The 24,493-nt window shown below is 71.0% G+C and carries 17 protein-coding genes; 8 read left to right on the top strand and 9 right to left on the bottom strand.

Going from position 1 to position 24,493, the window contains the following annotated elements; genetic code table 11:
- The first annotated feature begins 21 nt into the window (after window positions 1-21).
- From NQZ70_RS06030 to NQZ70_RS06020, 3 genes are all read left to right on the top strand, one after another.
- Complete coding sequence (locus tag NQZ70_RS06030; RefSeq protein WP_129573365.1) at window positions 22-1,797, top strand: IlvD/Edd family dehydratase; 1,776 nt, start codon at window positions 22-24, stop codon at window positions 1,795-1,797.
- A 26-nt stretch (window positions 1,798-1,823) separates the two neighbouring features.
- Entirely contained in the window at window positions 1,824-2,819 is a 996-nt protein-coding gene (locus NQZ70_RS06025; RefSeq protein WP_237245077.1) for a C-terminal binding protein, read from the top strand.
- A 97-nt stretch (window positions 2,820-2,916) separates the two neighbouring features.
- Window positions 2,917-3,927 carry an aldo/keto reductase gene (locus NQZ70_RS06020; RefSeq protein ID WP_129573364.1) on the top strand — a complete coding sequence of 337 codons (1,011 nt, stop codon included), beginning with the start codon at window positions 2,917-2,919 and terminating at the stop codon, window positions 3,925-3,927.
- Window positions 3,928-3,962: 35 nt separating this feature from the next.
- Here NQZ70_RS06020 and NQZ70_RS06015 read toward each other — a convergent pair whose 3' ends face one another.
- The 4 genes from NQZ70_RS06015 to NQZ70_RS06000 all read right to left on the bottom strand — a co-directional run bounded on the left by NQZ70_RS06015 (window position 3,963) and on the right by NQZ70_RS06000 (window position 8,789).
- Window positions 3,963-6,017, bottom strand: a complete 2,055-nt coding sequence (locus tag NQZ70_RS06015) for a glycogen debranching N-terminal domain-containing protein (RefSeq protein ID WP_129573363.1) — start codon at window positions 6,015-6,017, stop codon at window positions 3,963-3,965.
- Between the two features lie 21 nt (window positions 6,018-6,038).
- Window positions 6,039-6,380 (bottom strand): SCP2 sterol-binding domain-containing protein, encoded by a 342-nt coding sequence (locus tag NQZ70_RS06010; RefSeq protein WP_129581173.1) that lies wholly within the window; start codon window positions 6,378-6,380, stop codon window positions 6,039-6,041.
- Between the two features lie 94 nt (window positions 6,381-6,474).
- A complete protein-coding gene (locus NQZ70_RS06005; RefSeq protein ID WP_129573362.1) occupies window positions 6,475-7,068 on the bottom strand; it encodes an HdeD family acid-resistance protein in 594 nt (197 codons plus the stop codon).
- 305 nt (window positions 7,069-7,373) lie between these two features.
- Window positions 7,374-8,789, bottom strand: coding sequence for an RICIN domain-containing protein (locus tag NQZ70_RS06000; RefSeq protein ID WP_129573361.1), 1,416 nt, complete (start codon window positions 8,787-8,789; stop codon window positions 7,374-7,376).
- A gap of 1,061 nt (window positions 8,790-9,850) precedes the next feature.
- Between NQZ70_RS06000 and NQZ70_RS05995 the strand changes: the two genes are divergently transcribed.
- From NQZ70_RS05995 to NQZ70_RS05975, 5 genes are all read left to right on the top strand, one after another.
- Entirely contained in the window at window positions 9,851-11,011 is a 1,161-nt protein-coding gene (locus NQZ70_RS05995) for a PE PGRS family protein (protein WP_237245076.1), read from the top strand.
- A gap of 19 nt (window positions 11,012-11,030) precedes the next feature.
- On the top strand, window positions 11,031-12,092 hold the full coding sequence (locus NQZ70_RS05990) for a hypothetical protein (RefSeq protein ID WP_129573360.1): 1,062 nt from the start codon (window positions 11,031-11,033) through the stop codon (window positions 12,090-12,092).
- A 258-nt stretch (window positions 12,093-12,350) separates the two neighbouring features.
- Window positions 12,351-13,658, top strand: a complete 1,308-nt coding sequence (locus tag NQZ70_RS05985; RefSeq protein ID WP_165373809.1) for a serine/threonine-protein kinase — start codon at window positions 12,351-12,353, stop codon at window positions 13,656-13,658.
- Entirely contained in the window at window positions 13,659-15,488 is a 1,830-nt protein-coding gene (locus NQZ70_RS05980; protein WP_129573358.1) for a hypothetical protein, read from the top strand.
- 187 nt (window positions 15,489-15,675) lie between these two features.
- Complete coding sequence (locus tag NQZ70_RS05975; protein ID WP_129573357.1) at window positions 15,676-17,388, top strand: hypothetical protein; 1,713 nt, start codon at window positions 15,676-15,678, stop codon at window positions 17,386-17,388.
- Window positions 17,389-17,545: 157 nt separating this feature from the next.
- Here the strand turns inward: NQZ70_RS05975 and NQZ70_RS05970 are convergent, their stop codons facing one another.
- From NQZ70_RS05970 to NQZ70_RS05950, 5 genes are all read right to left on the bottom strand, one after another.
- Entirely contained in the window at window positions 17,546-18,004 is a 459-nt protein-coding gene (locus tag NQZ70_RS05970; RefSeq protein ID WP_165373808.1) for a type VI secretion lipoprotein TssJ, read from the bottom strand.
- Between the two features lie 52 nt (window positions 18,005-18,056).
- Entirely contained in the window at window positions 18,057-21,581 is a 3,525-nt protein-coding gene (locus NQZ70_RS05965) for a hypothetical protein (protein WP_129573355.1), read from the bottom strand.
- A gap of 120 nt (window positions 21,582-21,701) precedes the next feature.
- The gene (locus tag NQZ70_RS05960; RefSeq protein WP_129573354.1) at window positions 21,702-22,229 is read right to left on the bottom strand and encodes a hypothetical protein; all 528 of its coding nucleotides are present in this window, start codon (window positions 22,227-22,229) and stop codon (window positions 21,702-21,704) included.
- On the bottom strand, window positions 22,229-22,858 hold the full coding sequence (locus NQZ70_RS05955; protein ID WP_165373807.1) for a DotU family type IV/VI secretion system protein: 630 nt from the start codon (window positions 22,856-22,858) through the stop codon (window positions 22,229-22,231). Before NQZ70_RS05955 ends, NQZ70_RS05960 begins: the two co-directional genes overlap by 1 nt.
- Window positions 22,855-24,492 (bottom strand): type VI secretion system baseplate subunit TssF, encoded by a 1,638-nt coding sequence (locus NQZ70_RS05950; protein ID WP_129573353.1) that lies wholly within the window; start codon window positions 24,490-24,492, stop codon window positions 22,855-22,857. Before NQZ70_RS05950 ends, NQZ70_RS05955 begins: the two co-directional genes overlap by 4 nt.
- Window position 24,493: the final 1 nt, after the last annotated feature.

The raw sequence follows: 24,493 nt of genomic DNA, 5'->3' as shown, positions 1-24,493 counted from the left end.
CCTCGTCCAGGGAGGTGAGCGATGAAACAGAAGCGAAAGCTGCGGAGCCAAGCGTGGTGGGACGACGCGACGAATCCGGAGATGACGGCGCTGTACCTCGAGCGCTACCTGAACTTCGGGCTGACCCGCGGAGAGCTCCAATCCGGCCGCCCCGTCATCGGGATCGCCCAGACGGGCAGCGACCTCGTGCCATGCAACCGCCATCATCTGAGCCTCGCCGTCCGAGTCAAGGAGGGCGTGCGTGACGCCGGCGGGATCCCGCTGGAGTTCCCGGCGCACCCCCTCCAGGAGACAGGCAAGAGGCCCACCGCAGCCCTCGACCGGAACCTCGCGTACGTCGCGTTGGTGGAGGTGCTCTTCGGATACCCGCTCGACGGCGTCGTCCTCACGACCGGCTGCGACAAGACCACGCCGTCCTGCCTGATGGCAGCGGCGACGGTCGACCTGCCCGCGATCGTGCTCTCGGGCGGGCCGATGTTGAACGGATATTACCGGGGGAGGCTCGCCGGCTCGGGGCTCGTGATCTGGGAGGCTCGCCGGCTCCTGGCGGCCGGCAGCATCGACTACGCGGAGTTCATGGACATGGTCGCCGCGGCCGCGCCCAGCGCGGGGCACTGCAACACCATGGGAACGGCCTTGTCGATGAACGTCCTCGCCGAGGCCGTCGGGATGTCGCTGCCCGGATGCGCGGCGATCCCGGCGCCCTATCGGGAGCGGGCGCAGATGGCATACGCGACCGGGCGCCGGATCGTGGAGATGGTGCACGAGGACCTGACGCCGAGCGCGATCATGACCAAGGCGGCGTTCGAGAACGCGATCGCCGTCGCTTCGGCGATCGGCGCGTCGACCAACTGCCCCATCCACATGAACGCCATCGCCCGCCACGTCGGGGTCGACTTGACCATCGACGATTGGCAGAGGGTCGGGCAAGCCGTCCACTTGCTCGTCGACTGCCAGCCCGCCGGGCGCTTCCTGGGAGAGGACTTCTATCGCGCAGGGGGGGCGCCCGCCGTCATGAACGAGCTGCTCCGCGCAGGCCGTCTCCACGGGGATGCTCTCACGGTGTCCGGACGAACCGCGGGTGAGAACGTGGCGAGCGCCGTCGTCGCCAACCGCGACGTGATCCGACCGTACGAAGATCCTCTGCTCCCCGCCGCCGGCCTGCTCGTCATGAGCGGGAACCTCTTCGACTCGGCCGTCATGAAGAGCAGCGTGATCGGAGAGAGCTTCCGCAACCGCTACCTGTCGGACCCCGCGCATCCCGATGTCTTCGTGGCGCGGGCCGTCGTCTTCGAGGGGCCGGAGGATTACCACGCTCGCATCAACGATCCGTCGCTCGGGATCGACGAGGGCTGCATCCTCGTCATGCGCAACACGGGGCCCATCGGTTATCCTGGCTCCGCGGAGGTCGTGAACATGCAGCCGCCCGACGCGCTGGTTCGAGAGGGATTGTCACTGCCGACGCTCGGCGATGGCCGCCAGAGCGGCACCTCGGACAGCCCCTCGATCCTCAACGCGTCGCCCGAGTCCGCGGTGGGCGGCGGCCTCGCGCTGCTCCGGACGGGGGATCGCATCCGGGTCGATCTGCGCCAGCGTCGCGTGGACGTGTTGCTCTCCGACGAGGAGATCGAGCAGCGCCGCAAATCCCTGAAGCCGCCGCACCTCGAGAGCCAGACGCCATGGCAGGAGGTTTACCGGAGCGCCGTCGGTCCCCTGTCCACCGGCGCTTGCTTCGAGCCGGCCGTTCGGTACCAGCACCTCGTTCAGCTTCGCGGGCTGCCTCGTCACTCACACTGAACGGCAGGGGAACGGAGGGAAGGACCATGAGCATGGAACGGACGGGGCAGGTCGTCGTGCTGGACTACGATTTCGGCGACGTGGACATCGAGCGCTCTCTCGTGGAACCGGCCGGCTTCGAGGTGGTCGCCGCGCAGTGCAAGACCGAGGACGACGTCGTGGCCGTCGCGCGCGACGCCGTCGGCGTGCTCACGCAGTACGCCGAGGTCAAGGGGCGAGCCATCTCGGGGCTCCGGCGCTGCCAGGTCATCGCTCGGTACGGCACCGGGGTCGACACCGTCGACGTCGCGGCGGCGACCCGCCGTCGGATCCGCGTGACAAACGCGCCGAACGACTGGTGCGCCGACGAGGTCGCCGACCACGCCGTGGCGCTCTTGCTCACGCTCGCCCGCAAGCTGCCCGCGTACGATCGTGCCACGCGCGGTGGATCCTGGTCCTGGCAGGACGGCCGGCCGATCCACCGGATGCGGGGCGCGACCCTGGGGCTCCTGTCGTTCGGCGCGATCGCCCGAAACATCGCCGCGAGGATGGCGAGCTTCGGTGTCCGCGTCGCCGCGCACGACCCCTTCCTCGACACGGACGAGATCCGCGCCGCCGGCGCTGCCCCCGTGTCCTTCGACGAGCTCCTGGAGCGCTCCGACTACCTCGTCATCCAGGCGCCGCTGACCCGCGGGACCCGTGGTCTCTTCGGGGAACGCGAGCTCCGGCGCATGAAGCGGACGGCGATCCTCGTCAACACCGCCCGTGGTCCGATCATCGACGACGGCGCCCTGTACCGGGCGCTCGAGGAGGGATGGATCGCGGGGGCCGGGCTCGACGATATCGCCGAGGAGCCGGCGAAGCGCCAGGACTGGAGGCCGACGAGCCCGCTCTTCTCGCTCGAGAATGTCGTCATCTCGCCCCACGCCGCCTACTACTCGGAAGAGTCGATCGAGTTCGTCCGACGATTTGCGGCGAGCGAGGTCGTTCGCGTCCTGTCCGGACAGGAGCCGATGTCGCCCGTGAACCTCATGGCCGCTTGAGCCCGCCGTCTCGCCGGCGCCGGCGGGTATGGCGGATGCGTTGAAGGGAATTGCTGGACCTGTCGCGCGTCGAGCCCGACTCGTAAGGAGATGCCGCATGGAGCTAACCAACATTCGTGAAATACAGATTCCAGCGAGCCGGGTCGGCCTAGGGACCTGGGCCATGGGCGGGGTTCAATGGGGGGGCGCCGACGACGACGCGTCGGTCCGCACGATTCACGCGGCGCTCGACCTCGGGATCAACCTGATCGACACCGCGCCCGCCTACGGGTTCGGGCACTCCGAGGAGGTCGTCGGACGGGCCATCGCCGAGCGGGGCCAGCGCGAGCGGGTGGTCCTCGCGACAAAAGTGGGCCTCGAGCGGCGCGGCGACGCGCTCTTCCGGAACGGGACGCGCAAGCAGATCCTGGAGGAGGTCGAGCTCTCGCTCATGCGCCTGCGCACCGACTACATCGATCTGTATCAGGTTCACTGGCCGGATCCACAAACGCCTTACGAAGAGACGGCCCAGGCCATCCTCGATCTCCAGCGTGAAGGCAAGATCCGCGCGATCGGCGTCTCCAATTACTCGATCGACGCGATGCAGCGGTTCCGCTCCGTCGCGCCGCTCTCCTCGGCGCAGCCGCCGCTGAACCTCTTCGAGAGGCAGGCGGAGGGGGACATCCTGCCTTGGTGCCGGGACAACGGGATCGCCACGCTCACGTACGGCGCGCTCTGCCGCGGGCTCTTGAGCGGCGCGATCGACGAGAAGACCGCGTTCAAGGGGGACGACCTCAGGAGGACCGATCCGAAGTTTCAACCTCCACGCTTCACGCAGTACCTCGACGCGGTAAGGGGCCTCGATCGATTCGCGCGCGACCGCTACGCGCGGGGCGTGCTCGCGCTCGCGGTGCGCTGGGTGCTCGACCACCCGGGTGTCTCGGTGGCGCTCTGGGGAGCTCGACGGCCGGAGGAGCTCGCGCCGATCAACGATGTGATGGGATGGAGCCTCGACGACGAAGCCCGCGCCCACATCGACGCCGTGCTCACCGGAGCCGTGCGCGACCCGGTGGGTCCCGAGTTCATGGCGCCGCCGGAGCGCCCCGCCGAGGCGCGCAGCGCAGCCTGACGCTACCGGCCCGGATCCTGCGAGTCCATGGCGAATCACGCCGCCCGGAGCCCCGGCTCCGGGCGCGCTCGACCGAAGGCGTCGCTCCTGCCCCAGCGGCCGGGGATGTCGAGCAGTCGAATCTCCCCGAGCTCGGCGGGGACCGCCGGATCGACGAACAGCCGATTGCCCATCGGCTCCAGCCCGAGCACGGCGCGCAGAAAGAGCAAGGGCGCTCCGGTGGCCCAGGCCTGCGGGCTGCACGCGGTCGGATACTCGACCGGGAACTTGGTGAGCTCTCGTGGATACCCGGCAAACGCCTCCGGCAAGCGGTAGTGGAAGAAGGGAGCCGCGGCCAGGTTGCCCGTGGCGATACGCCCGGCCTCCACGCTGAAGCCGTAACGCCGGAGCCCGAGCGCGATCAGAGAGTTGTCGTGCGGCCAGACCGTGCCCACGTGATATCCGATGGGATTGTACCCGCCCTCGTCGTCGGCCAGGGTACGCACCCCCCAGCCGCTGAACAGATGGGGCCCGAGGAGGTGCTCCACCACTCGTTCGGCCTTGGATGCTTCGACGATACCGCTCCAGAGCAAGTGGCCGATGTTCGATGCCAAGGAGTCGACCCGGCGCTTCCGGCCATCCAGCGCGAGCGCGAAGAACCCGCGATCCTCGAGCCAGAAGTCCTGATTGAATCGACGCTTCAGCTCGACCGCGTCTCGCTCCAGGCGCGCCGCCAGCTCGGGGTCCCGCCAGAGCTCGCGCGCGAGCCGGGCGCTGCGCACCTTCGCGTCGTAGACGTAACCCTGGATCTCACAACACGCGAGAGGCCGCGGCGCGAGCGATCCGTCATGAAAGACGATAGCGTCCCACGAGTCTTTCCAGCACTGGTTCTCCAGGCCGGTCTCGGGGTTGCGCGTGTCGTATTCGACATAGCCATCGCCGTCCCGGTCGCCCCACTGGTCGATCCATCGAAGAGCGGCGCGCGCGGAGTGCTCCATCGACAGGACGAGCTCCGCGTCGCCGGTCCAGCGCTCGTACTCGTCCAGCAGGATCAGGAAGAGCGGCGTCGAGTCGGCAGCGCCGAAGTAGGGAGAGTGCGGCCGCTCTTCGAAGGCGGTCAGCTCGCCCCAGCGAACCTCGTGGAGGATCTTCCCCGGCTCCTCATCGCGGAAGTCGTCCCGGCGGCTGCCCTGGCGGCGCGCGAGATAGCGGAGCGTGGAGCGCGCGAGCTCGGGGACGAATGGCAACGCTTGCAGGCTCGTGATGATGCTGTCGCGGCCGAAGGCCGCCATGAACCACGGCAGACCAGCGGCCGGAATGGCGGCGTCCGGCATCAGCTTGGAGAAGAAGCGCAGCGCGGCCAGGTCGATGAGGCTCCGCTCGTACGTCCGGGCGAGCGTCTCGTTCGAGGTGAGGAGCCGTGGTGCGTGGTCGATCCAGCTCTCGAGGCTGATGCCGATGTTCGGGCGCGCGTGGCGCTCGCCGTGGGCGTACTTCACCCGGGTGTGCCGCTCCTCGAGGCCGTCGATCGCCGCCACGACGTCGAGGCACGTGCTCCAGCGGCCGTGCGGCTCGATGCTCACCCGAAAGGTCAGGCCGTCCGGATCGATCTGCGCGGGCTGCGAGGCGGAGATCCACGTCTCGCGCACGAAGCGCTCGCGTCGATAGCCGAGGACGAGCCGATTGTCTTCGATACGGTGATAGCGCTCGCCTTTCTTCGGGAGCATGTCCTTGACCTCGAACAGGTCGGCGAAATCGGCGGCGGCCTGGATGCGGACCTCGAGCTCGACGAGATCCTTGCCGTGGTTCATGAGCAGGAGGTCCTCGTGGAAGCCATCGCCCGCAAACCGGCTCCGGACGATCGAGAGGGTCGATTCGACGTACATCGCGGCAGGCCTCGGGACGAGGAAGAACTGGGCCTGGAAGTACTGCACGTCGTCGGTGGACAGCGCGGCCGGGACGATGCCGTCGATCGTCAGGATCCATTCGGAGAGAAAGCGCGTATCGAGGTGAAAGAGGCCGAGCGGCCGGTTGACGGAGTGTTCGATGTTGCCACGCGGATCGCTGACGACGAACGTGCCGCCGTCCAGAATACTCACTTGCCGTTCCATGGGCCCTCCGACGACGGCGGCTCAGCGCGTCGCTTCTGGCGTCTGGTCGTCCCTCGGGGAGAAGACGCTCTGAAACATCTGGGCGACGCCCAGGTCTCCTCGCACGCCGACGCGGCCCTGCATGATCGCCGTGATCAGGCTCTGTTCACCGCGAACGATCCGCAGGAAATCGTCGAGCGAGCAGGAGAGCTGGCAGTCCTCGCTCGCGCCTTCGGGCGCGACTCCGAACGACCCGTCGGCGATCTCGACGAGGATGCGCTCGTCGTCGCTGAGCTGCACGGCGCACACCCTCCGTATTCCTCGCAGACGAGCGTCGTAGCGTCCTGCCGCGAGGGCCTCGATGAGCTTCCTTGCTTTCGACATGACCAAAGAGTGTGTCCGGGTTGCCAACCTGGCCTTCGCGCTTCCCACCCCAGCAAGGGGTGTGCCCTTCTGCGCGACGCGGAGGCCGCCTCCTTCACGGTCGCGTGTGGAGCACGCGAGCGCCGCCCACCGCGATCAGGATCATCGACGTGCCGCCGGTCAGGAGGCTGATTCCGACGAGCAAGCCGAGCACCCTCGCGGCGGTGGTGACGCCGCCCGTGACGATCAGCATCCCGAGCCCCAGCGCCAGGATGCCGTCGAACACGAGCCACCCCGAGCCCCGCAGCCCGCGGTGCTGATAGGCGCGGATGAGCTTGAGCGCGCCCTCGGCGACGAAGTACGCCGAGGCGAGCACCATCAGCGCGAGCTTGCCGGTCATCGGGAAGAGCACGAGGAGGAGCCCGAACGCCACCTGCACCAGGGCGCTCACGAGCTCCCAGCCGGCGCCGGCCCAGCCGCGGCTCTGGATGGCGTGAGAGCCCTCGGCCACGCCGGCGAGCACGATCAACCAGCCGAGCGCGATGGCGGTGACCCGAGAGGCGACGAAGGGCAGGAGGAACGCGAGCACCCCGAGCACCATCGAGGCCACGCCGATCGCGAGGAACCAACCGCGGTTCTCCCGCACGGTGTCAAAGTCGACCGGCGCAAAGCGCAGCGGCTTCGGGGACTCTCCGAGCGGACCAAACATGGGCACCCCTCTGGTTCGTGGAGCACGCGTGTCCCGTCGGTCACCCGCCCCACGCGGACGAGGTGGCCGGGACGACGTCCGCTTGGGAGCATCGTCCGTGCCAGCGCGCCGGCGGGAACATTGTGCCTGGCGATCGTGGGAGGCGTCACGGCCGTGGGAGGCGTCACGGCCGTGGGCGGCCAGGAGCGCACCGCCTCATCAGCGGGAGATGGCCTTCGCGGCCCCGGCGCTCGGAGCGGTCGCCTGCCGGACCTGGCCTCGCCGGCGCTTCCAGCCCTGAAGCCGGAGGATCGATCTGGCGCGGATCACGGGCAGAAGGTGACCTCGAAGCTCGTCTCCGACGAGCAGGCGTGGAGCCCGGCGGCGTCGTCGTACGCATAGCTATAGGCGGTGGGGCACATCTGGTGCATCCGGACCACGTAGTCCGTGTGCTCCACGCTCCGCGGATCCGCGGTGTTCCGGCACGCGTCCGACGTCATGCACCCCCTCTCGGCCGTGCACTGGCCCGTGGCCGGATCGATCGGTGTCGGGCAGCAGAGGTGGAGCCCGGGATCGGCGCTCTCCGGCTGCCCCAGGCCCCAGGGCGCCGGGTAATTCCACTTCTTGCAGGGCGCCATGCAGCCGACCACGACGCCGTTTCTGTCGCGCACCCGGAGATCCTGGTGCGCCACCGCGGGGAACTGGCCGTTGCCGAGATCCTCGTCGCCGGGGCAGAGCGCGAGCGACAGGCCGGAGCAGTCCGAGGTGATGCAGCTGCCCTGCTCGGCGCCGACGCCCTTGGGGGCGACCTTGAAGGGCAGCGTGTAGCCGTCCACCTGGCTGAGGTTGTACCAGGTCTGGTCCGCGCTGCCCCTGGGCGCGAAGGTGGCCTCGAACTTCGACTCGATCGGCGGCTGGCAGCCGCCGGCCGGGCAAGGGGCGACGCTGTCGCCCGTGGTGCAGTTGCGGCCGCCCTCGTCACAGCCGGTCTTCGGCCAGAAGCGCGTCGCGCTGATGCCGCCGTCCGGCACGTCGTAGGTGTACGCGGCGCCCCGGGTGAGCTTGACGTTCTGCGGGCCCTGCACGTTGGTCGAGTGGGCGATCCAGATCGGCGCCGAGCAGTTGTTGACGATCGTGAGGGTGCGGGCGCCGGAACCGGTGGAGGAGCCGCCGCTCACCTTGTCGAGGGTCCAGCGCTGGTTGGTCGTGCCGCCGTAGGGATATTGAAGGATATCCGTCCCGTCGGCGGCGTTGCCCCACGCGAGGTCGACGACCTGATCGGTGTGGCGCGCGTGGATGCTGAACTGGCTACCCCCGCGATGGACGAGCTTCCACTGCTGGTTGGCGCCGCCGCCGTACGTCCACTGCTGGATGACCGCGTTCGGCGCGGCGCTCACGTCGCGCACGTCGAGGGCCTTGTCGCTGTTCACATTGACGATCTTCCAGTAGCCGTCGGTCGTCGGGGAGATGTGGAACTTCTGCGCGTTCGTCCCGTTGCAGGTCCACTGCTGCATCCGCGTGCCGTCGGCGGTGCTGGCCGAGGGCACGTCGAGGCACTTGTTCGTGGCGACCGAGCGGATCACATAGTCCCCCTCGGTGACGCTGGACACCAGCACCGCGTCCGCGTCCTCGGCGCTGGCCTCGGTCAGCGCCCCCTCGTCAACGGCGACGAGACACCCGCCCAGCAGCGCGATCCACCCCAGCGCCAGCGACAGACCCCCCACAGCGATCTTGCGAGCCATGATGCCCTCCTCGTGGTTGCGATGCGCCCTGGATCCCGGCGCGATCGCTGGTCGAGGCGTCAGTGCACGCGGCGTTCCACGCGGGCAGCCCGGGCGCGCACGGCCGGGCCGGCGAGGCTCCACCCCGCTTTGCCGAGATCCAGCGGGGTCCGAGGGGCGATCCGCGGGATCGCCCCTCACCAGGGCGAGGTGATCCGCGCGATCACCGTTCGGTCTCGAGGGGCGATCCGACGGATCTTTCCCGGGGCTGACCTCAGTCGACGAGCACGCAAAGGCGCTCGAATCCGAGGGCGCGTAGAAGCCAAAGGCTTCTTTCGTCGTACCGTCGAGCGTCAAATACGGAATCGGCTTCGGCCTGCTCCTGGCCCCTGGCGTGGGCGAAGGGGACGATTGCCACCTGCGGCCGGAGGGATCGAGGCCATCGAAAAGGACGCAGAGAGCTCGTTCGGTGGCAGGCCGTCGAAGCTGCGCACCGGCTGCACGCCCGGCGGATTCCACAAGAGTCAAGATTTTACAAGAGCTAAAAAAAGTCCACTAGTGCGGTGCGCGCAACGTGCGGACACCACGAAATGACACAAAATCGACTTGAGACGATCGGCAAAGTGGGGAATAACGTCAGCGACACTCGCGGGTCGGGCCCTCGTCCGCAATCCCATCGCCCGACCCCAGCGGGATCCTGCTTCACGACCCCCTCAGGAGGAGCGCTCGACATGCGTCTACGCACTGCACGTCCCACGATCTCTTTGGCCTTGTTCGCAGCGCTGCCTTGGGCGCTCGCCGCCTGCGGCTCCGGAGGCGGAGGATCGGATCCCACCGGTTCAGGAGGAAGCTCTGCAGTCGGTACGGGGGGCGGCGGCGGCAGCGGCACCGGAGGGGCGTCGACGGTCACTGGCAGTACGTCCTCTTCGGGCGGTGCCCCGACCGGGACGGGCGGCGGCGTGACGACGGGCGGAGCCAGCAGCAGCGGTGGTGGGGGCCCAGTCGGGACGGGCGGAGCGCCGGGAACCGGTGGTACCGACGGCAGTGGCGGCGGCGACGCCGGAAGCGCCGAGTGGGGCGAGGTGGAAAACCCTGGAGCCGGGTGCGCCGTCGGACCGATGCCGAGCGTCGCCTCGCTCACGGCGAACGCGAAGCTGCCGGACCCCTTCAAGAAGATGGACGGCACCCGCATCGCCGACAGGAGCGAGTGGGCCTGCCGGCGCGAAGAGATCCTCCAGCAAGCGTACAAGTTCATCTACGGCGACAAGCCCGTCCCGGCAGAGGGCGCCGTGTCCGGCACCGTGAGCGACAGCAGGATCACGGTCCAGGTCAACGATGGCGGCGGCAGCGCCTCGTTCAACCTCACCGTGAACATGAACGGGGCGACGGCGCCGGCCCCGGCCATCATCGGCTACGGCGGCCTGAGCGGCATGCCAGTCCCGAGAGGCGTCGCGACGATCACCTTCACCGCGGTCGAGTCGACGGGCGGCAGCGGCGCGAAGAACGGGCCGTTCTACAGCGTGTACGGCTCGGACCATCCCGCGGGTTACCTCACGGCGCAGGCCTGGCAGATCAGCCGCGTCCTCGACGTCTTGGAGCAGAACCCCGGCGTCATCGATCCGCGCCGGGTGGGTGTGACGGGTTGCTCACGCTGGGGCAAGGGCGCCTTCGTCGCCGGCGCGCTCGACAACCGCATCGCCTTGACCATCCCGGTGGAGTCGGGTCTCGGGGGCACGGTCGGCCTGCGCCTCGTCGAGGTGCTCGATAGCTACAGCGGCTCCGAGTGGCCCTATCATGGCATCAGCTACGTCCGCTGGCTTTCGGAGGTGGCGCTCGGTCAGTTCACCACGGGCAATAACGCTGGGGCCGACAACACGAACAAGCTGCCCGTCGACATGCACGAGATGATGGGCCTCATCGCTCCACGCGGCCTCTACATCGTGGACAACCCGAGCACCATGTACAACGGGCTCGATCGGAACTCGGCGTGGGTCACCGCCAACGTCGGCAAGATGATCTTCGAGGCGCTCGGCGTCGGAGACCACATGGCCTACACGGGCGCAGGTGGGAGCCACTGCAGCTGGCGCTCGCAGTACACTGCATCCCTCAACGCCATGATCGACAAGTTCCTGATGGGCAACGACGCCGCGACGACGGGCACTTTCGCCACGGACCTGCCCAACAAGCCGAACCACCTGGACCACATCGACTGGACACCGCCGACGCTCACCGGCGAGCTTTGATCGAGCGCAGAGGTAACCCATGAATCATAGAGCATTCCACTCTCTCGGGGTCGCCCTGGCCCTGACGCTGGGCGCTTGCGGCCCTGGCGAAGACGGTGACGCCACGGGAGGCACCGGAGGCGGTGGAGCCTCGGGCAGCCAGAGCTCCGCGGGAGGCGCCGGCGGCGCGCCGCAAGAGACCGGCGGCGCCTCATCGGGCGGCACCGGCGGCGGCGCGACGTCGACCGGCGGGGCGGGGCCGAGCGGCGGCACCTCCAGCGGCGGTGGACCCGGAGCGGGCACCGGCGGAGCGACGGGGTCGGGCGGCGCTCCGGGTGGCGACTGCACGCGCGAGCTCCTGGATGGCCTCCTGGACGACTACTTCGCCGCCCTCGCCGCCGGGGATCCTTCCAGCCTACCCCTGGCAGGAGGCGTGAAGTTCACCGAAAACGCCGTGCAGGCCGAGATCGGCACGACGGACTTCTGGAGGAACGCTGGCGAGGTGAAGCATTCGCAGCGTGCCCTGGATACCGAGGCGTGCAGCGCCGCCGCTCAGGCGGTGATCCCGGAAGGCGGGAGGGATCTTCCCGTCGCCCTTCGCATCAAGGTGGAAGGTTCGAAGATGACGGAGATCGAGACGATCGTCGTCCGCCCGGGCGATTACACGGCTTCCTTCGCGGTCGCCTCGGATCCCGCCGCGATCATCGCCATCGCGGACGACATCGGTTGGCACGACGAGGTCCCGGAGGCCGAGCGGGCCACCCGGCAAGAGCTGACGAGCTGGATCGACAAGTACTTCCGCGCGTTCCCCTCCGGCGTCTGCAACGTCACGGGAGCTTGCAAGCGCTTGGAGAACGGGGGCGGCAACTTCTCTTGCCGCGCCGGAGCCTCCTGCAGCGCCGGCGCTCCTGGGTCCGGCGGCACCTTCATCCCGCGCGTCATCCTGGCCGACGAGGTGCGCGGCATCGCCGTCGGTCTCACCATGTTCGACTTCATGACGGACGGGCATCTGGACATGCATATGATCAAGATGTCCGGCGGTGAGGTGCACGCCGTCCACGCCATCCTGCGCGACACGAACGGCGTGTCCGGCTGGGAGTGATGGCGACCTCCCTCGCCGCTCGCGTCGAACCGCCGTCCTATCGGCACGTAACCTCCTCGTCGTAGCCGCCCCCGCGCAGGCCCTTCCGGCCGCGGGTGGAGCGCTCCCGCGCCGCCGAGCCCCTTCGATTCCTCCCGGCCTCGCTCTTCCACGGCGTCCCCTCGACGCGCCCCGCCGCGCAGCAACCGGCGTTGGGCGCATCACAGTCCCGTGTGGAAGCCATTTACCCACGTGGTGTGCGGGTGTTATGCAAAAATGATGGGCAGTTACACCACGACGGAGGAAATTCGAAGCGGCGTCGAGACTGTCATCTATCGCGGATACCGGAACGTCGACCGGGCGTCCGTCGCGATCAAGCTCTTCAGGAGCGCAACCCCGACCTCCCGGCAGATCGCCAAGCTCCGCCACGAGTATGCGATCACCAGGGACCTCGATCTCTCGGGCGTGGTGAAGGCCTACGGGCTCGAACGGGTGGGCGCGAGCCTCGCGCTCGTCACGGAGAGCATCGAGGAACAGCCGCTGAGCGACATCCTCCAGGCCCAGCGCCTCAGCCTGAGGGCCGCGCTCCAGATCGCCGACTCCGTCACAGATGCCCTGGACGCAATCCACCGGCGCCACATCATCCACAAGGACATCCAGCCGCAGAACATCCTCGTCCACACGGAGACGCTGCAGATCAAGCTGGTCGACTTCGGCATCGCGACGCGCCTCTCCCAGGAGATCCAGCGGGCCGCGAGCCCCGATTCGCTCGAAGGGACGCTGTCGTACATGTCACCGGAGCAGACCGGGCGGATGAATCGAGCCCTCGATCACCGCACGGACCTGTATTCGCTCGGCGTCACGCTCTACGAGATGCTGACCGGCGAGCTGCCCTTCCCGGCGACGGATCCGCTGGAGCTCGTGCAGAGCCACGTCGCCAGGCAGCCCACGCCGCCGCACGAGCGGGCCCCCGGCGTGCCCGAGGCGGTCTCGAACATCGTGGTGAAGCTCCTGTCCAAGACGGCGGAGGACAGGTACCAGAGCGCGGACGGGCTCAGGGCCGACCTGCGCGAGTGCCTGGAGCAGCTCCAGGCGACCGGCCGGGTCACCCCCTTTCAACTCGGCCGGTACGATCGCGGTCACGGGCTGCTCCTCCCGCAGAAGCTCTATGGCCGAGACGCGGAGATCGCGGCGCTCCTCGCGGCGTGGGAGCGGGCGAGCCGCGGCGCCGCCGAGCTCGCGCTGATCTCCGGTCACGCCGGCATCGGCAAATCGGCGGTAGTGAGCGAGCTGCACCGGGCGATCGCCGAGCGGGGAGCGCGCTTCATCGCGGGCAAGTTCGACCAGTTCAACCGGAGCGTCCCTTACGCCTCGCTGGCGCAGGCGTTCCGGGACCTCGTCCGGCACCTGCTCACCGAGCGCGGCGAGGCGCTCTCGCGCCTGCGGCGCAAGCTCGCGACCGCCCTCGGCCAGAGCGGGCAGGTCCTCGTCGACCTGATGCCGGAGCTGGAGCTCGTCATCGGCCCCCAGCCGCCCGTGCCCGAGCTCGGGGCGGCCGAGTCCCAGAACCGGCTCAACCTGGTATAGGTGCCGCGCAACCTGGCGGGGCGCCAGATCACCGACCTGTTCGACGCCCCGGCGCTCAAGAGCCCCGAGCACAAGGCCGCGCTGACGATCCTCACGAACGTGAGCGCCGCCATCCTCGGCGCGAACCCTTCCCTCCACGCCCTCGTGTGCGTCAAGCACGCCAACATCTCCCTCGAGCACGGCCACTCGGAGGTCTCCGCCTGGGGCTATTTGATCTACGCGATCGTCCTGATCGAGCAGGGCCGATACGCGGAAGCGTACGAGTTCGGCAGGCTCGCGATGGATCTCGACGAGAAGATGGGCTGCGCCGTGGTGTCGTCCAAGGTGAAGTCGAGCTTCGCGGTGTTCATCTCTCCTTATCGGGAGCCGCTCCGGCGATCGTTCGCCTACCTGGCGCAGGCGCACCGGGCCGGGCGCGAGGCGGGGGACCTCCAGTTCGCCAGCTACTCCCTCTTGCACGGGATCACGAACCGGCTGAGCCACGGCGTCGCGCTCGGCGCGGTGTCCGAGGAGATCGAGCGGTCCCTCCCGTTCTTGCAGCGGACGAGCGACGTGATGTCGGGCCTCATCGTGACCTCGTCGAAGCAGATGATCGCGAACCTGCGCGGCTGCACGCTGGGTCACCACACCCTGAGCGACGGCGTCTTCGACGAGGACGAGTTCAGCGCGACGCTGGGCGCGCCGAACCACGAGTTCATGGCGGCGTTCTATCATATCCAGAGAGCGCAGCTCGCGTTCCTCTACGGCGACCACGAGCGCGCCCTCGCGCTCATCGCCCTGGCGGAGCCGCTGCGCCCGTACCTGGCGAACATGTGGATGTCGACCGAGGTCCCGTTCTACGCGAGCCTCATCCTGCTGGCGCTCTACCCGTCGAGGGCGCCGGGCGACGAGCAGGCGCGCTGCGCGAGCGAGATCGCGCGCCGCGCGGCCGACGTCGCGGCGTGGGCCGAGAGCTGCCCGGAGAACTTCCGCCACAAGCATCTCCTGATCTCCGCCGAGCGCGCGCGCGCCTCGGGGGACGACGCGGCGGCGACGGATCTCTACGAGGCGGCGATCAAGGCCGCTCAGGAGAGCGGGTTTTTGCACCACGAGGCGCTCTCGAACGAGCTCGCCGCGAGGTTCCACCTGGCGAAGGGCCGGACGAAGATCGCGCGCATGTACATGGCCGACGCCGCCCATGGCTACGCGCGGTGGGGCGCGGAGGCCAAGGTCGCGCAGCTCCATGGGAAATACCTGGAGCTCGCGCCGCGGGGGGCCGCCGCGATGGAGTCGGCGAGGCCGGCGCGGCGGACGGCGAGCCCCGGGCCCGGCGAGGACCTGGCTCTCGCGACCATCGCGAAGGCCTCTCAGGCGAGCTCCGGCGAGCTCTCGATCGAGAACAGCCGCCTGTACGGCGCGCTGGAGGAGAAGGTCCGGGAGCGCACGGCGGAGCTGGAGGAGGCCCGGGCGAAGCTGGTCCGGCTGGAGCGCGAGGCCGCCGACAAGCGGAGGGCGGGCGGCTTCGCGCGCGAGATCGAGGAGGCGCTGGCGGGCGCGATGCGGGCGCTCGCGAGGGCCCTCGGACAGGACGAGTCGAGCTCGCGACCGAGCCTCACCTTCGACTCGGGGGTGGAGATCGGCAAGCTGCACGAGGAGCTCAGCCAGCGCTTCCCCGACGAGGAGATGGCTCGGATCGGCGGGCGGCTCCAGCACATCTTCGAGAACCAGGAGGAGCTCGACGCCGCGCTGAGGCTCGTGTCCAAGGCGACGGACCGCGCGCTCGCCGTCACCAGGGAGATCATGAGTCTCTGCAGCATCGAGGGCGGCCCGCCGTTGCGGCCCGCCGGATGAGGCGCGCCGCGATCAGCAGCGCTCGCCGTCGTCCTCGGCTTCGGCCAGCCCGACCTGGGTCGGTGGCCTCGACCTGGGTCCGGTCGCCTGCGTGGCCGCTTCTACAGCCCGGAGGCCGAGCGCCCAGCTGTACCGACGCTCATGACGCGCGCGGTCCCGGCGGCGGCAAACTTGTACCCGCGTGAGGGTGAATCTGTACGATCCCTGGATCACGTCGCCAGGCCATCGGAACGCTTCGCGGAAGGTCGAGCTGCCCCGTGGTCGCCCACCGCAGCCTCCGCACCCTGCCACCGTCGCGCAGGGCGCGGGCGTCAGCCGACCGCACCCCGCCACCGTCGTGCAGCGGGTCTCCAGCGACACCGAAGTCCGCAGCCTGTTGATCGACGCGAAACGCATTCTCGAGGAGAGCAAGCCGAAGATCGACGAGGAAGGGCTCGCCGTCATCGAGAGCACGCGCGCGGATGAGATCTTCCGCAGCCTCATGGGCCATCTAGGTTCCGTCGAGGACATCAAGGTGCTCGGGGAGGTGTTCAGCAAGAAGGACATCGAGCTCGTCCTCAACAGCGTCTCGCAACGCTATCGCCTATCGCACTGGTCCGATCTGATCTCGCTCGCCGACGTGCATGGCTCCAACGTACCGCGGGTCACCATGAAAGCGATCCGGCACGAGATCGGCGATAAGGAGGCTTCGCTCCGCATTCTTGATCGCTGGCTCGAAAGGCGACAAAACCAGCAACTTCTCCATCAGGACTACCTCGACGACAAGATCGATTACAGCGTCGACGAGCCCGTTCCCCTCGGCGCTTACGCCCTCGCCGAGGTGCTCGCCGTCGTGGGCGACCTCGCGATCAACCCGCTCGTCGTGACCTCCCCGGTGCTCCCTGTCGAGACGATCTCCCAGATCGGTATCGAGCTCGAGCCCGGTCCGTCCTTCATCCGAGGCAAAGCCACCGAAGCTGACATCCGGTGGGTCAGGGCGCATTGGCACCAACCGGTCACCGTCGCTTACCTGACGTGGCAGGGTGCCCGGGAGGAGCGCGCGCTCGATATCGTGTTCGACAACACGCCGGAATGGCCTGCCATCGAGGTGCGCATCGGACCGCGCCGGATCGCTCGCCTCCTCTCTGCTGACTGCGTCGAAGGCATCCTCAAGACCATGAGCGCCTCCAAGCTCGGCGAGCCGTGGACCGTCGAGACGGTGATCGAGGGGCGGAGGTGCACGGTGCGATGGGCGCCGCAGCCCGGCTGGCCGGAGCATATCGCGCGCTACATGCCAGTCGAACATGGCTCCTACAAGGTTGACAAACATCGCTGGGACAACATCCACATCTCCCACACGATCCCGATCGGCCGCTTTCTTCGCCTTGACCGGAAGCAGCAGATCGACCTCATCCCCCACATCGCGCAGTCCACGCACAAACCGATCGCGGAGAACGGACTGCGGACCATCGCCCATTTCTTCTTCCACTTCGCCGGGCGCAACGTCGGCGACGTCAAGACCGAGCTACGCGACAAACTCACGCCCAACATCAAGACGCCGCTCGACACGCTGTTCCAGGTCTTCCCCCATGGAACCGAGGAGACCGACACGGTCAAGGCAATCCTGGAGGCTGCCATCAAGAATGCCAGCCTGACCGGCAAAGTGACCCTGAAGCAACCGGATACCAAGAGCGACTTCCGCGTACCACAGGGCCAGTCGTCGACGCGCCGCGGTCATCTATCGATAGAGGAGAAGCCAAAGCTGCCCTTCCTCGATCTCGCGCACGCCGACATCCGCGTGCTCATCGAGCATCGCAACAAGGAGCCCACCCCCTTCTGGCGCGCGATCCACGGCGCCGTCAGGAAGGACAAAGCGATTCCCTCGAATTTCCTCGAGATCTTCCGCCGGCTCGACGAATGAGCCTAGAACACCGATCGCGTCGATCGAGCGAGAAATAAACCGCCAAGACGCCAAGGACGCCAAGACATTCATTGTCTTCTTCTTGGCGTCCTTGGCGACTTGGCGGTTCGAAAATCGGCTCACCTCGGGCAGGTTCAACCCGTTTGTCGCCCCAGGCCTACCTCCTCCCCTCTCCTCCCGTCCCGCATGCTCCCGCGGCTCCCCTCGACCTGTCCTCGCTCGCCCAGCACATCCGCGCCCGCATCAGCCTCAGCTCCATCTTCTCCGGCGGCGTCGCGAGCAGGAGCAGCCGCCATGAGTCGTCCGCCGGCTGCCGGTACAGCGCGTAGACGGCGATCCGGCCCTTCTCCGGCACCGGCAGCGTCACCTTCTGCTCCACCCCAGGCAGCACCGCGATCGAGCTCAGCACCGACTCGTCCGGCGCCATCGCCTTGGCGGCCACGTCGTCATACGACTCCGTGGCGAACGCCTTGTCGTCGATCGCGCGGGCGAGCACATAACACGAGCGCGACTCGTTCATGTCGGTCGAGGGGCGGATGGTCAGCTGGATCTGCCGCTGAGCGGAGCCGCAGCCCACGACCGCGACCCCCAGAGACACCCCGAGTACTGCGCGCAAGGCCGGCCGCTTCATGCTCCCGCCGAGTATCTCCTCGCCACCCTCGAGCTGCCTAGTTCCGGGCGACCAGCGCCACGCAGCGCCGGCCGCGGTGCTCGGGCGGCACGATCAGCGCCCAGGGATTCGGCTGGATGTCGAACCCGATCACCGGATCGAAGGGCCAGGTGACGGCGCCCTCCGGCGCCATCGAGGCGCGGCAGAGCAGCCGGTAGAAGCGCCACGCGCTCCCCTCGCCCTCGAGCGTCCGCAGCACGGGATCGTCGCCGTCGGGCGAGCTCAGCTCGAGGCCCACGCCCGCCGCGCTCGACGTCCACCACGCCACCGGCAGGGGCTGCCACGAGGGCGCCTGGTTGAAGCCGAAGACGGTCGCCTCGCCCGAACGGAGGAACGCCCGGGTGGCGACGGTCCGAGCGCCGCGCCGCACCTCCGGCAGAGGCTGCGGGCGCACCTGGATCGCGATCGGCCTCGGCTTGCCGCCGTCGTCCCAGAGCACCGCCGCGACGCCGTCCGCCCAGCTGGAGAGCTCGATCGCCTCGCCAGGCACCTTCACCGCCCGGAATCCAGCGGGCGACTTCGGCGCGCGCGCGCCGCCGCTGCCCCGCTTGCAGACCGGCGAGAGGAGCTGGTCGAGCCCGGTCCGGAACGTCCCCTTCGGCCCCACCGCGGCCAGGAGCTCGTCGGGCGACACCTCGGCGTCGGCGCGCGGATCGAGCGGGAACCGGCCGAGCAGCGGCGCGACGATCGGGCGGATCTCCAGGCGCCAGGCGTCCTGAACGGTCCGCTCCACGCTCTGCAGCGCGAGCGCGTAGGTGAGCTCCACAGGCGCGAGGAAGGGCTGGCGCAGCGCCTTGTCGAGGACGCGCGCCCCGTCCAGCCAGGCGTTCACCTGGCCGAGCGGCGCGGGCTCGTCGACGTCGAGCACCGCGACGCCGAGCTTGCCGATCGGCGGCAGGCGATCCTCGAGCGGCGCGCCCGCGGGGCCCGGCGACGCCGGCCCCGCGGCGTCGAGCGAGGGCAGCATGGGGGCGATCACCGCGTAGTACTTGTCGAGCGCCGGGTACTTGCCCTTCTCGCCGGTCATCACCGCGACGACGGGCTGGAACGGCGCGAGGGCCTCGGCGAGCGCGCCGAGGTCGGCGTTGCCCTCGGGATCGACGCTCGCGTTCTCGGCGACCGTGGCCCAGAAGTCCGTGAACCACGAGGCGGGGCCGACCATGTCCTCGAGATCCACGCGCAGGCCCGCGGGCGAGGTCACGTCGAGCCGGAAGCTCCCGACGTAATCCCACAGCGCCGACCGGTAGCCCGCGGCGTAGCGCGCGAGCTCCTCGCGAACGAGGCCGGTGAGCGCGGCGCGGCTGTCCTCGGGGACGCGCGCGCCGTCCAGCGCGGCGTCGAGGGCGAGCAGGGCCGGCTTCACCTCGGCCTGCACGGCCCTCGCCGTGAAGGTCCCCGGCAGGCTCTTCGTGGGGCCGCGCAGCCGGAGGCCGCCCGCGCCGACGGCGGGGTAGTCCGTGGAGCGGACGAAGAAGGGTGACCGACCGGTCGCGCGCACGTCGCCGACGAAGGCGTCCGCGTACCGGCCCGCGCGGCTCGCGAGGACCAGGGTCGACCAGGCGCTCGCGCGGTAGGTGCGCGCGGGGCGGCCGTCGATGACGACCGGGTAGGCGAGATCCGCCTCGCCGGGATCGGCGCGCCCGAGCGCCGCGAGATCGTCCAGCGCCTTGCGCACGCTCTTTCCCTGCGCCGAGGGCACGTCGAGGCTCGCCCGCTGCACCATCCCGAGCAGCGCCTCGAGCGAGTCCCAGTTCTCGCTCACCCACCGCGGCGCCCGCTGCTCGGCCGCGCCGCGGCCGAGGAACGCGTCGATCTCGCCGGGGCGCGCCTCCCCGAGCAGCTCGATCACGTCCTCCAGCGAGCGCGCCTCGAGGGCGCCGTCGGCCGAGCCGGACAGGGCCTGGCCCGCGTCCTGGAGCGCCGCGAGCTCGTCCGGCGCGATCGTGTCGCGCTGCATCGCCGCCTCGAGCTTCTCGAGCCACCGCTGCCAGTCGTCGAGGCTGACCTCGGCGCCGTCCGACGCCGGCGGCGCCACCGCGCCCGCATACGGGCGCTCGCTCCACGCCAGGTAGTCGGTCACCATCCGCGCCGGGACGTCGAGCCCCGCGGCCCAGGCCTCGGGGGCCCGGAGGATGCGCCTGCCCAGCGCGTCGTCGCGCGAGGCGTAGAGCAGCGACAGCGCGTAGACGCGCCGGGTGCGGTCGGGCCCCTGGGCCGCGGGCACGAGGTAGAGGTCCCGGATGCCCTGCAGGAAGGCGCGGGCCAGGTCCCGCTTGCCGTCCGGGAACGCGGCGCGGAGCGGCGGCCAGAGCGGGCGGAGCGCGGCGCCGAGCGCGTCGGCGGCGGCGGCCTCCGCCTCGCGGGCGGGGGCGTCGGTGGTCCAGCTCCGCTGCGGCGCCCGCCGGGCGCGCTTCACCTCGGCCTCGAAGCGGCGCACCGCATCGCCGGCGTGGTCGACCGCGGCCCCGTGCCACGCGTGCACGCCGAGCAGGAGCGCGGCCACGACCGAGGCCGCAGCGACGGCCGCGCGCTTCCTCCGCCGGTCGAGCGCGCGCGCGTCCTGCTCGACCGCCGCGCCCTCGATCGCCAGCGCGTCGCCGAGCAGGTCGGGCTCGCCGCCCTCCGCGACCCCGGCGAGGACGATCCCGTCGAGCGACGGCGCGGCAGGGCCGGCCCGGCTGCCCAGCAAGGGCTCCAGGAAGGGCGCGAGCTCGGCGAGCAGGCGCGGCCCGGCGCCGGCGAGGAAGCGGGTGAGCCGGCCCATCGGCGCGGCGGGGAGCGCGCGGAGCCCCGGGTAGAGCTGGGCGTCGAGCGGCGCGAGCGCGGCCGAGAGCTCGGGCGCGAGGCGGCCGCCGGGGGCGAGGGCCGCGGTGTGGCCGGCGTCGCGCGCCAGCGCGGCGAGCTCGGTGAAGCCCTCGGCGCCCTCGTCGAGGTGGGTCAGGCACACGCGCACCCGCGGCGGGCTGCCGCGCATCGCGGTGAGCAGGTCGACCTTGTCGCGCACCAGCGCGCCCAGGCGGCGGAGGCCGCCGGGCGACCACGAGGGCGCGCGCACGTCGAGCACCGCGAGGACGAGCGGCGCCTCGAGCGCCACCGGGCCCCAGAGCGCGCCCAGCGCGTCGCGGGCCTCGGGGCGGACGTCCTCGAGCAGCTCGCCGGAGATCTCCTGCACGAGCGCGTTCCGCCCCGCGTAGAGCGTGAGGCGCGGGTCCTCCGGCGCGTTCGGCGCGACCAGCGCAGGACGGCCGCCCTGCTCGAGGGCGGCGTGCACGAGCCGGGACTTGCCCGCGAGCCGCTCGCCGAGCACCACGACCACCGGGTCGCGCCGAGCGCTCGCGGGCAGGCCGCGCACGAACCGCCCCCACACCGAGGAGAGCGACGGCGGCTCCGGCGCCCTCGGCGCGCGGCGCCGCTGCCGCACGAGGAGCACGACCGCGATGATCACGAGCGCGAGCCCGAGGACCGCGATCGCGGCGATCAGCCAGGGGCTCACGGCCGGGAGCCCCGCGATCGCCCGCGACACGCCGCCGTCCCCCGCCGCGTCGTGCCGCCGTCCTCGGGCCGGAGGGAGCTCGCCCGAAGGGAGTAAGCATAGGGAATTATTGGCATTTATTCCCGTCTCCAGGTTCAGGTGACAGCGCCATCACCCCTCCGCGGCGGGCGCTGTCTGCGCCGGGAGGAGGAGCGCCTCGAGGACCTCCTCGGCCTGCTCGAAGGCGAGCGCGAGCGCCGCCGGATCGCGCTCCGCGGCGGGCGCGCCGAGGGCCGCGCGGAGGGGCGCCAGCATCGCGCGGGCGGCGCGGGCGGCTCCGGGCGGCGCGCAGGCGTCGACCGCGTCCTCGATGGCGGCGAGGAGCGCTCCGGGGTCGGGGGGCGGCGCGACGGCGGACACGGCTGCGCCCTCCGGGCGCGCGGCGGCGGGCGCCTCCGGCACGGCCGGCGCCGGCGCGGCCGCGGCGGGCGCCTCCGGCGCGGCCGGCTCCGGCGCGGCCGCGGCAGGCGCCTCCGGCACGGCCGGCTCCGGCGCGGCCGCGGCAGGCGCGGCCGCGGCGGCAGGCGCCGGCCTCCCCAGCCACGGGCGCGGCGGCGGCGCGGCCGCGCGCGGCGCCGTCGCGTTCCACCGCGCGAGCAGCGGAGACGCTGGCAGCTTCGGCTCGGGCCCCTCCGACATCACCCGCCAATCCACCACATCGCACGTGTCAAGGCCAAAAGGACGACCTGCCAGGCGACGACGGCGCCGATCGCCGCGAGGGCGTAGAACGACCGCGGCCGCGCCCTCCGGAAGGCGACCGGCGCGGGCTCGGCCCCGGGGGGAGGAGCCGCCGGGAGCCGCTCCGCGAGCCGCGCCTTCCACTGGGGAATCCGCGCGGGATCGTCGACGAGGCGCCCCTGGAAGCCGGCCTGCAGGCAGAAGAGGTAGGCCCCGATCACGAACGGCGGCGCGTCGGGCTGGCGGAGGAGCGCGGCGGCCTGCTCGTAGAACGCGTCCCCGCCGTCGCCGTCGGGGAACAGGTCGCGCTGCAGCTCCGGCCACGCGGGCGGCGCGCCCGCGGCGACCCGGGCGAGCCGGCCCTGGACCAGCTCGTCGAGCAGGAGCACCAGCGGCACCAGCGCGGCGACGGCGTGCTCCTCGGGGAGCGGCGGCGACAGCGCGGCGAGCAGCTCGTCGAGCCGGCGGCGGAGCCGGGCGCGGAGCACGGCGAGGTCCGGCGCCCTCGCTCGGTCCGCGAACGCCGCGGCGACGAGGCGCGAGGCGTCCTCGTGGGCGGCGACGAGCTCGGCCCAGAGCCGCGGGGTCACGCGCGCGCTCCTCCGCCGGCCGGCAGCGCCCGCCGCGCCTCGTCCGCGCCCGTGGTGATCTCCACGTCGACCGGATCCTCCGTCCAGGCGTCGAGCAGCTCGGCCACCTGCGCGGCGAGCCGCCTCGTGAGCGGCGCGTCCTCCGGGCTGCGCCGCCGCAGGGAGAGCCGGTAGACGCGCCGGATGCCGCCCGCGCGCCGCGCCGGATCGGCCGCCTCCGAGGACTCGAGCGCGTCGAGGAGCGCGTGCGCCCCCCGGTACGGCCCGTCGCCGCCGGTCCCGAGGATCTCGAGCAGGCCCACGAGATCCCGCCGGTCGAGCGCGGGCCGCATGCGCAGCGAGAGCACGTCGAGGCAGCGCGCGGCGTCGCGCGCGAGCGGGCTCTCCGCGGGCCGGCGCACGGGCCCCGCCGCGCGGAACGCCACCGCCGGCAGGTGCCGCGTCTGCGGCGCGATCGACACCCGGCCCACCGCCGACGACCACAGCCCGGATTGCGACCAGCGCGCGTCGACCCGCACCTTGGCCGGCCGCTCGAACGCGTCGGCGAGGCACAGGCGCAGCCGCGGCTCGCCCGCCTCGCCGTCGTCCTCGATCTCGTAGGTGTCTCCCTCCTGCGCCAGCGCGGCCGGGAGGATGGGGACCATCCCGCGATCCCCGATCCGGTAGACCCCGCGCACGCCCTGCAGCTCCAGCCCCTCGAGGACCGCGCTCGGGCTGCGCACCGGGTAGCTGTCCCTGGTCCCGTCGCAGAGGATGGGCGCGGAGAGATCGGTCCAGGCGTTCACGGCGGGCACCACGAAGAGGTGGAAGGCGTCGTGCGTCACCGCCATGTCGGCGGGGAACGCCTCGTCGAGCTCGAGGTGGATCGCCAGCGTGCCCCACGGCGCGGGCGACGCGGGGACCGAGACGTGCACGAAGAGGTCCTGCTCCGGCTGGTGGAAGAACGAGCGGATCTGCGCGAGCGCCCCCGGCTCGCCGGTCTCGTCCTCGATCCGCCGCGGGGGCTCCGCGCCGAAGGCCACCTGGCACGGCCGCTCGCGCTCCTCGCCGTCGGCCACCGCGAAGGCCCGCGCCACGTGCTGCTCGAGCGCGTCGTGCAGCGCGAGCGAGGCGCGGTAGTCGTTGAGGCGCCGCACGTGGAAGGCGAGCTCCACCGCGCCTCGGACGGGGCGGAGCGCGCGCAGCCGGATCACCACGCGGAGGCGGCGCCGCGCCTCGACGAGGCCCGCGCCCTCGATCGCGATCGGGAGGACGGCGAGCGCCCGGCCGGTCGAGAAGATCCCGACCTTGCCCTCCGGCGTCGCCACGCGGAGCAGCGCGCCGCCGGGCAGGGTCAAGGGCTCCACGAGGCCGCCGTCGGGCACGGCCTGCACCATCAGCGCGGCGGGGGAAGGGGCGAGCAGGTCGTCGAGCGTGCCCGCGGCGATGCGCCGCACCGCGGCCCGCGTCGACGCGGCGGCTGCGGCGCGCGTCCGCGCCGAGAAGAAGGCCATCGCCTCGACGAGCCGGCGGACGTCGGGATCCTCGCGCCCGGGCAGGAGGCCCCCCTCGACCTCGCGCCGCGCCGCGAAGGCGTCGAGCGCCGCGAGCTCGGCCAGGAACAGCGCAGAGAGCGTCTCGATCGGCGCGGTCATG

The sequence above is a fragment of the Sorangium sp. So ce836 genome (assembly GCF_028553905.1).
GTDB lineage: Bacteria > Myxococcota_A > Polyangia > Polyangiales > Polyangiaceae > Sorangium > Sorangium cellulosum_D.
Note: the sequence above shows the minus strand (reverse complement) of the source record. Positions and strands in the feature narration are given on the sequence as shown.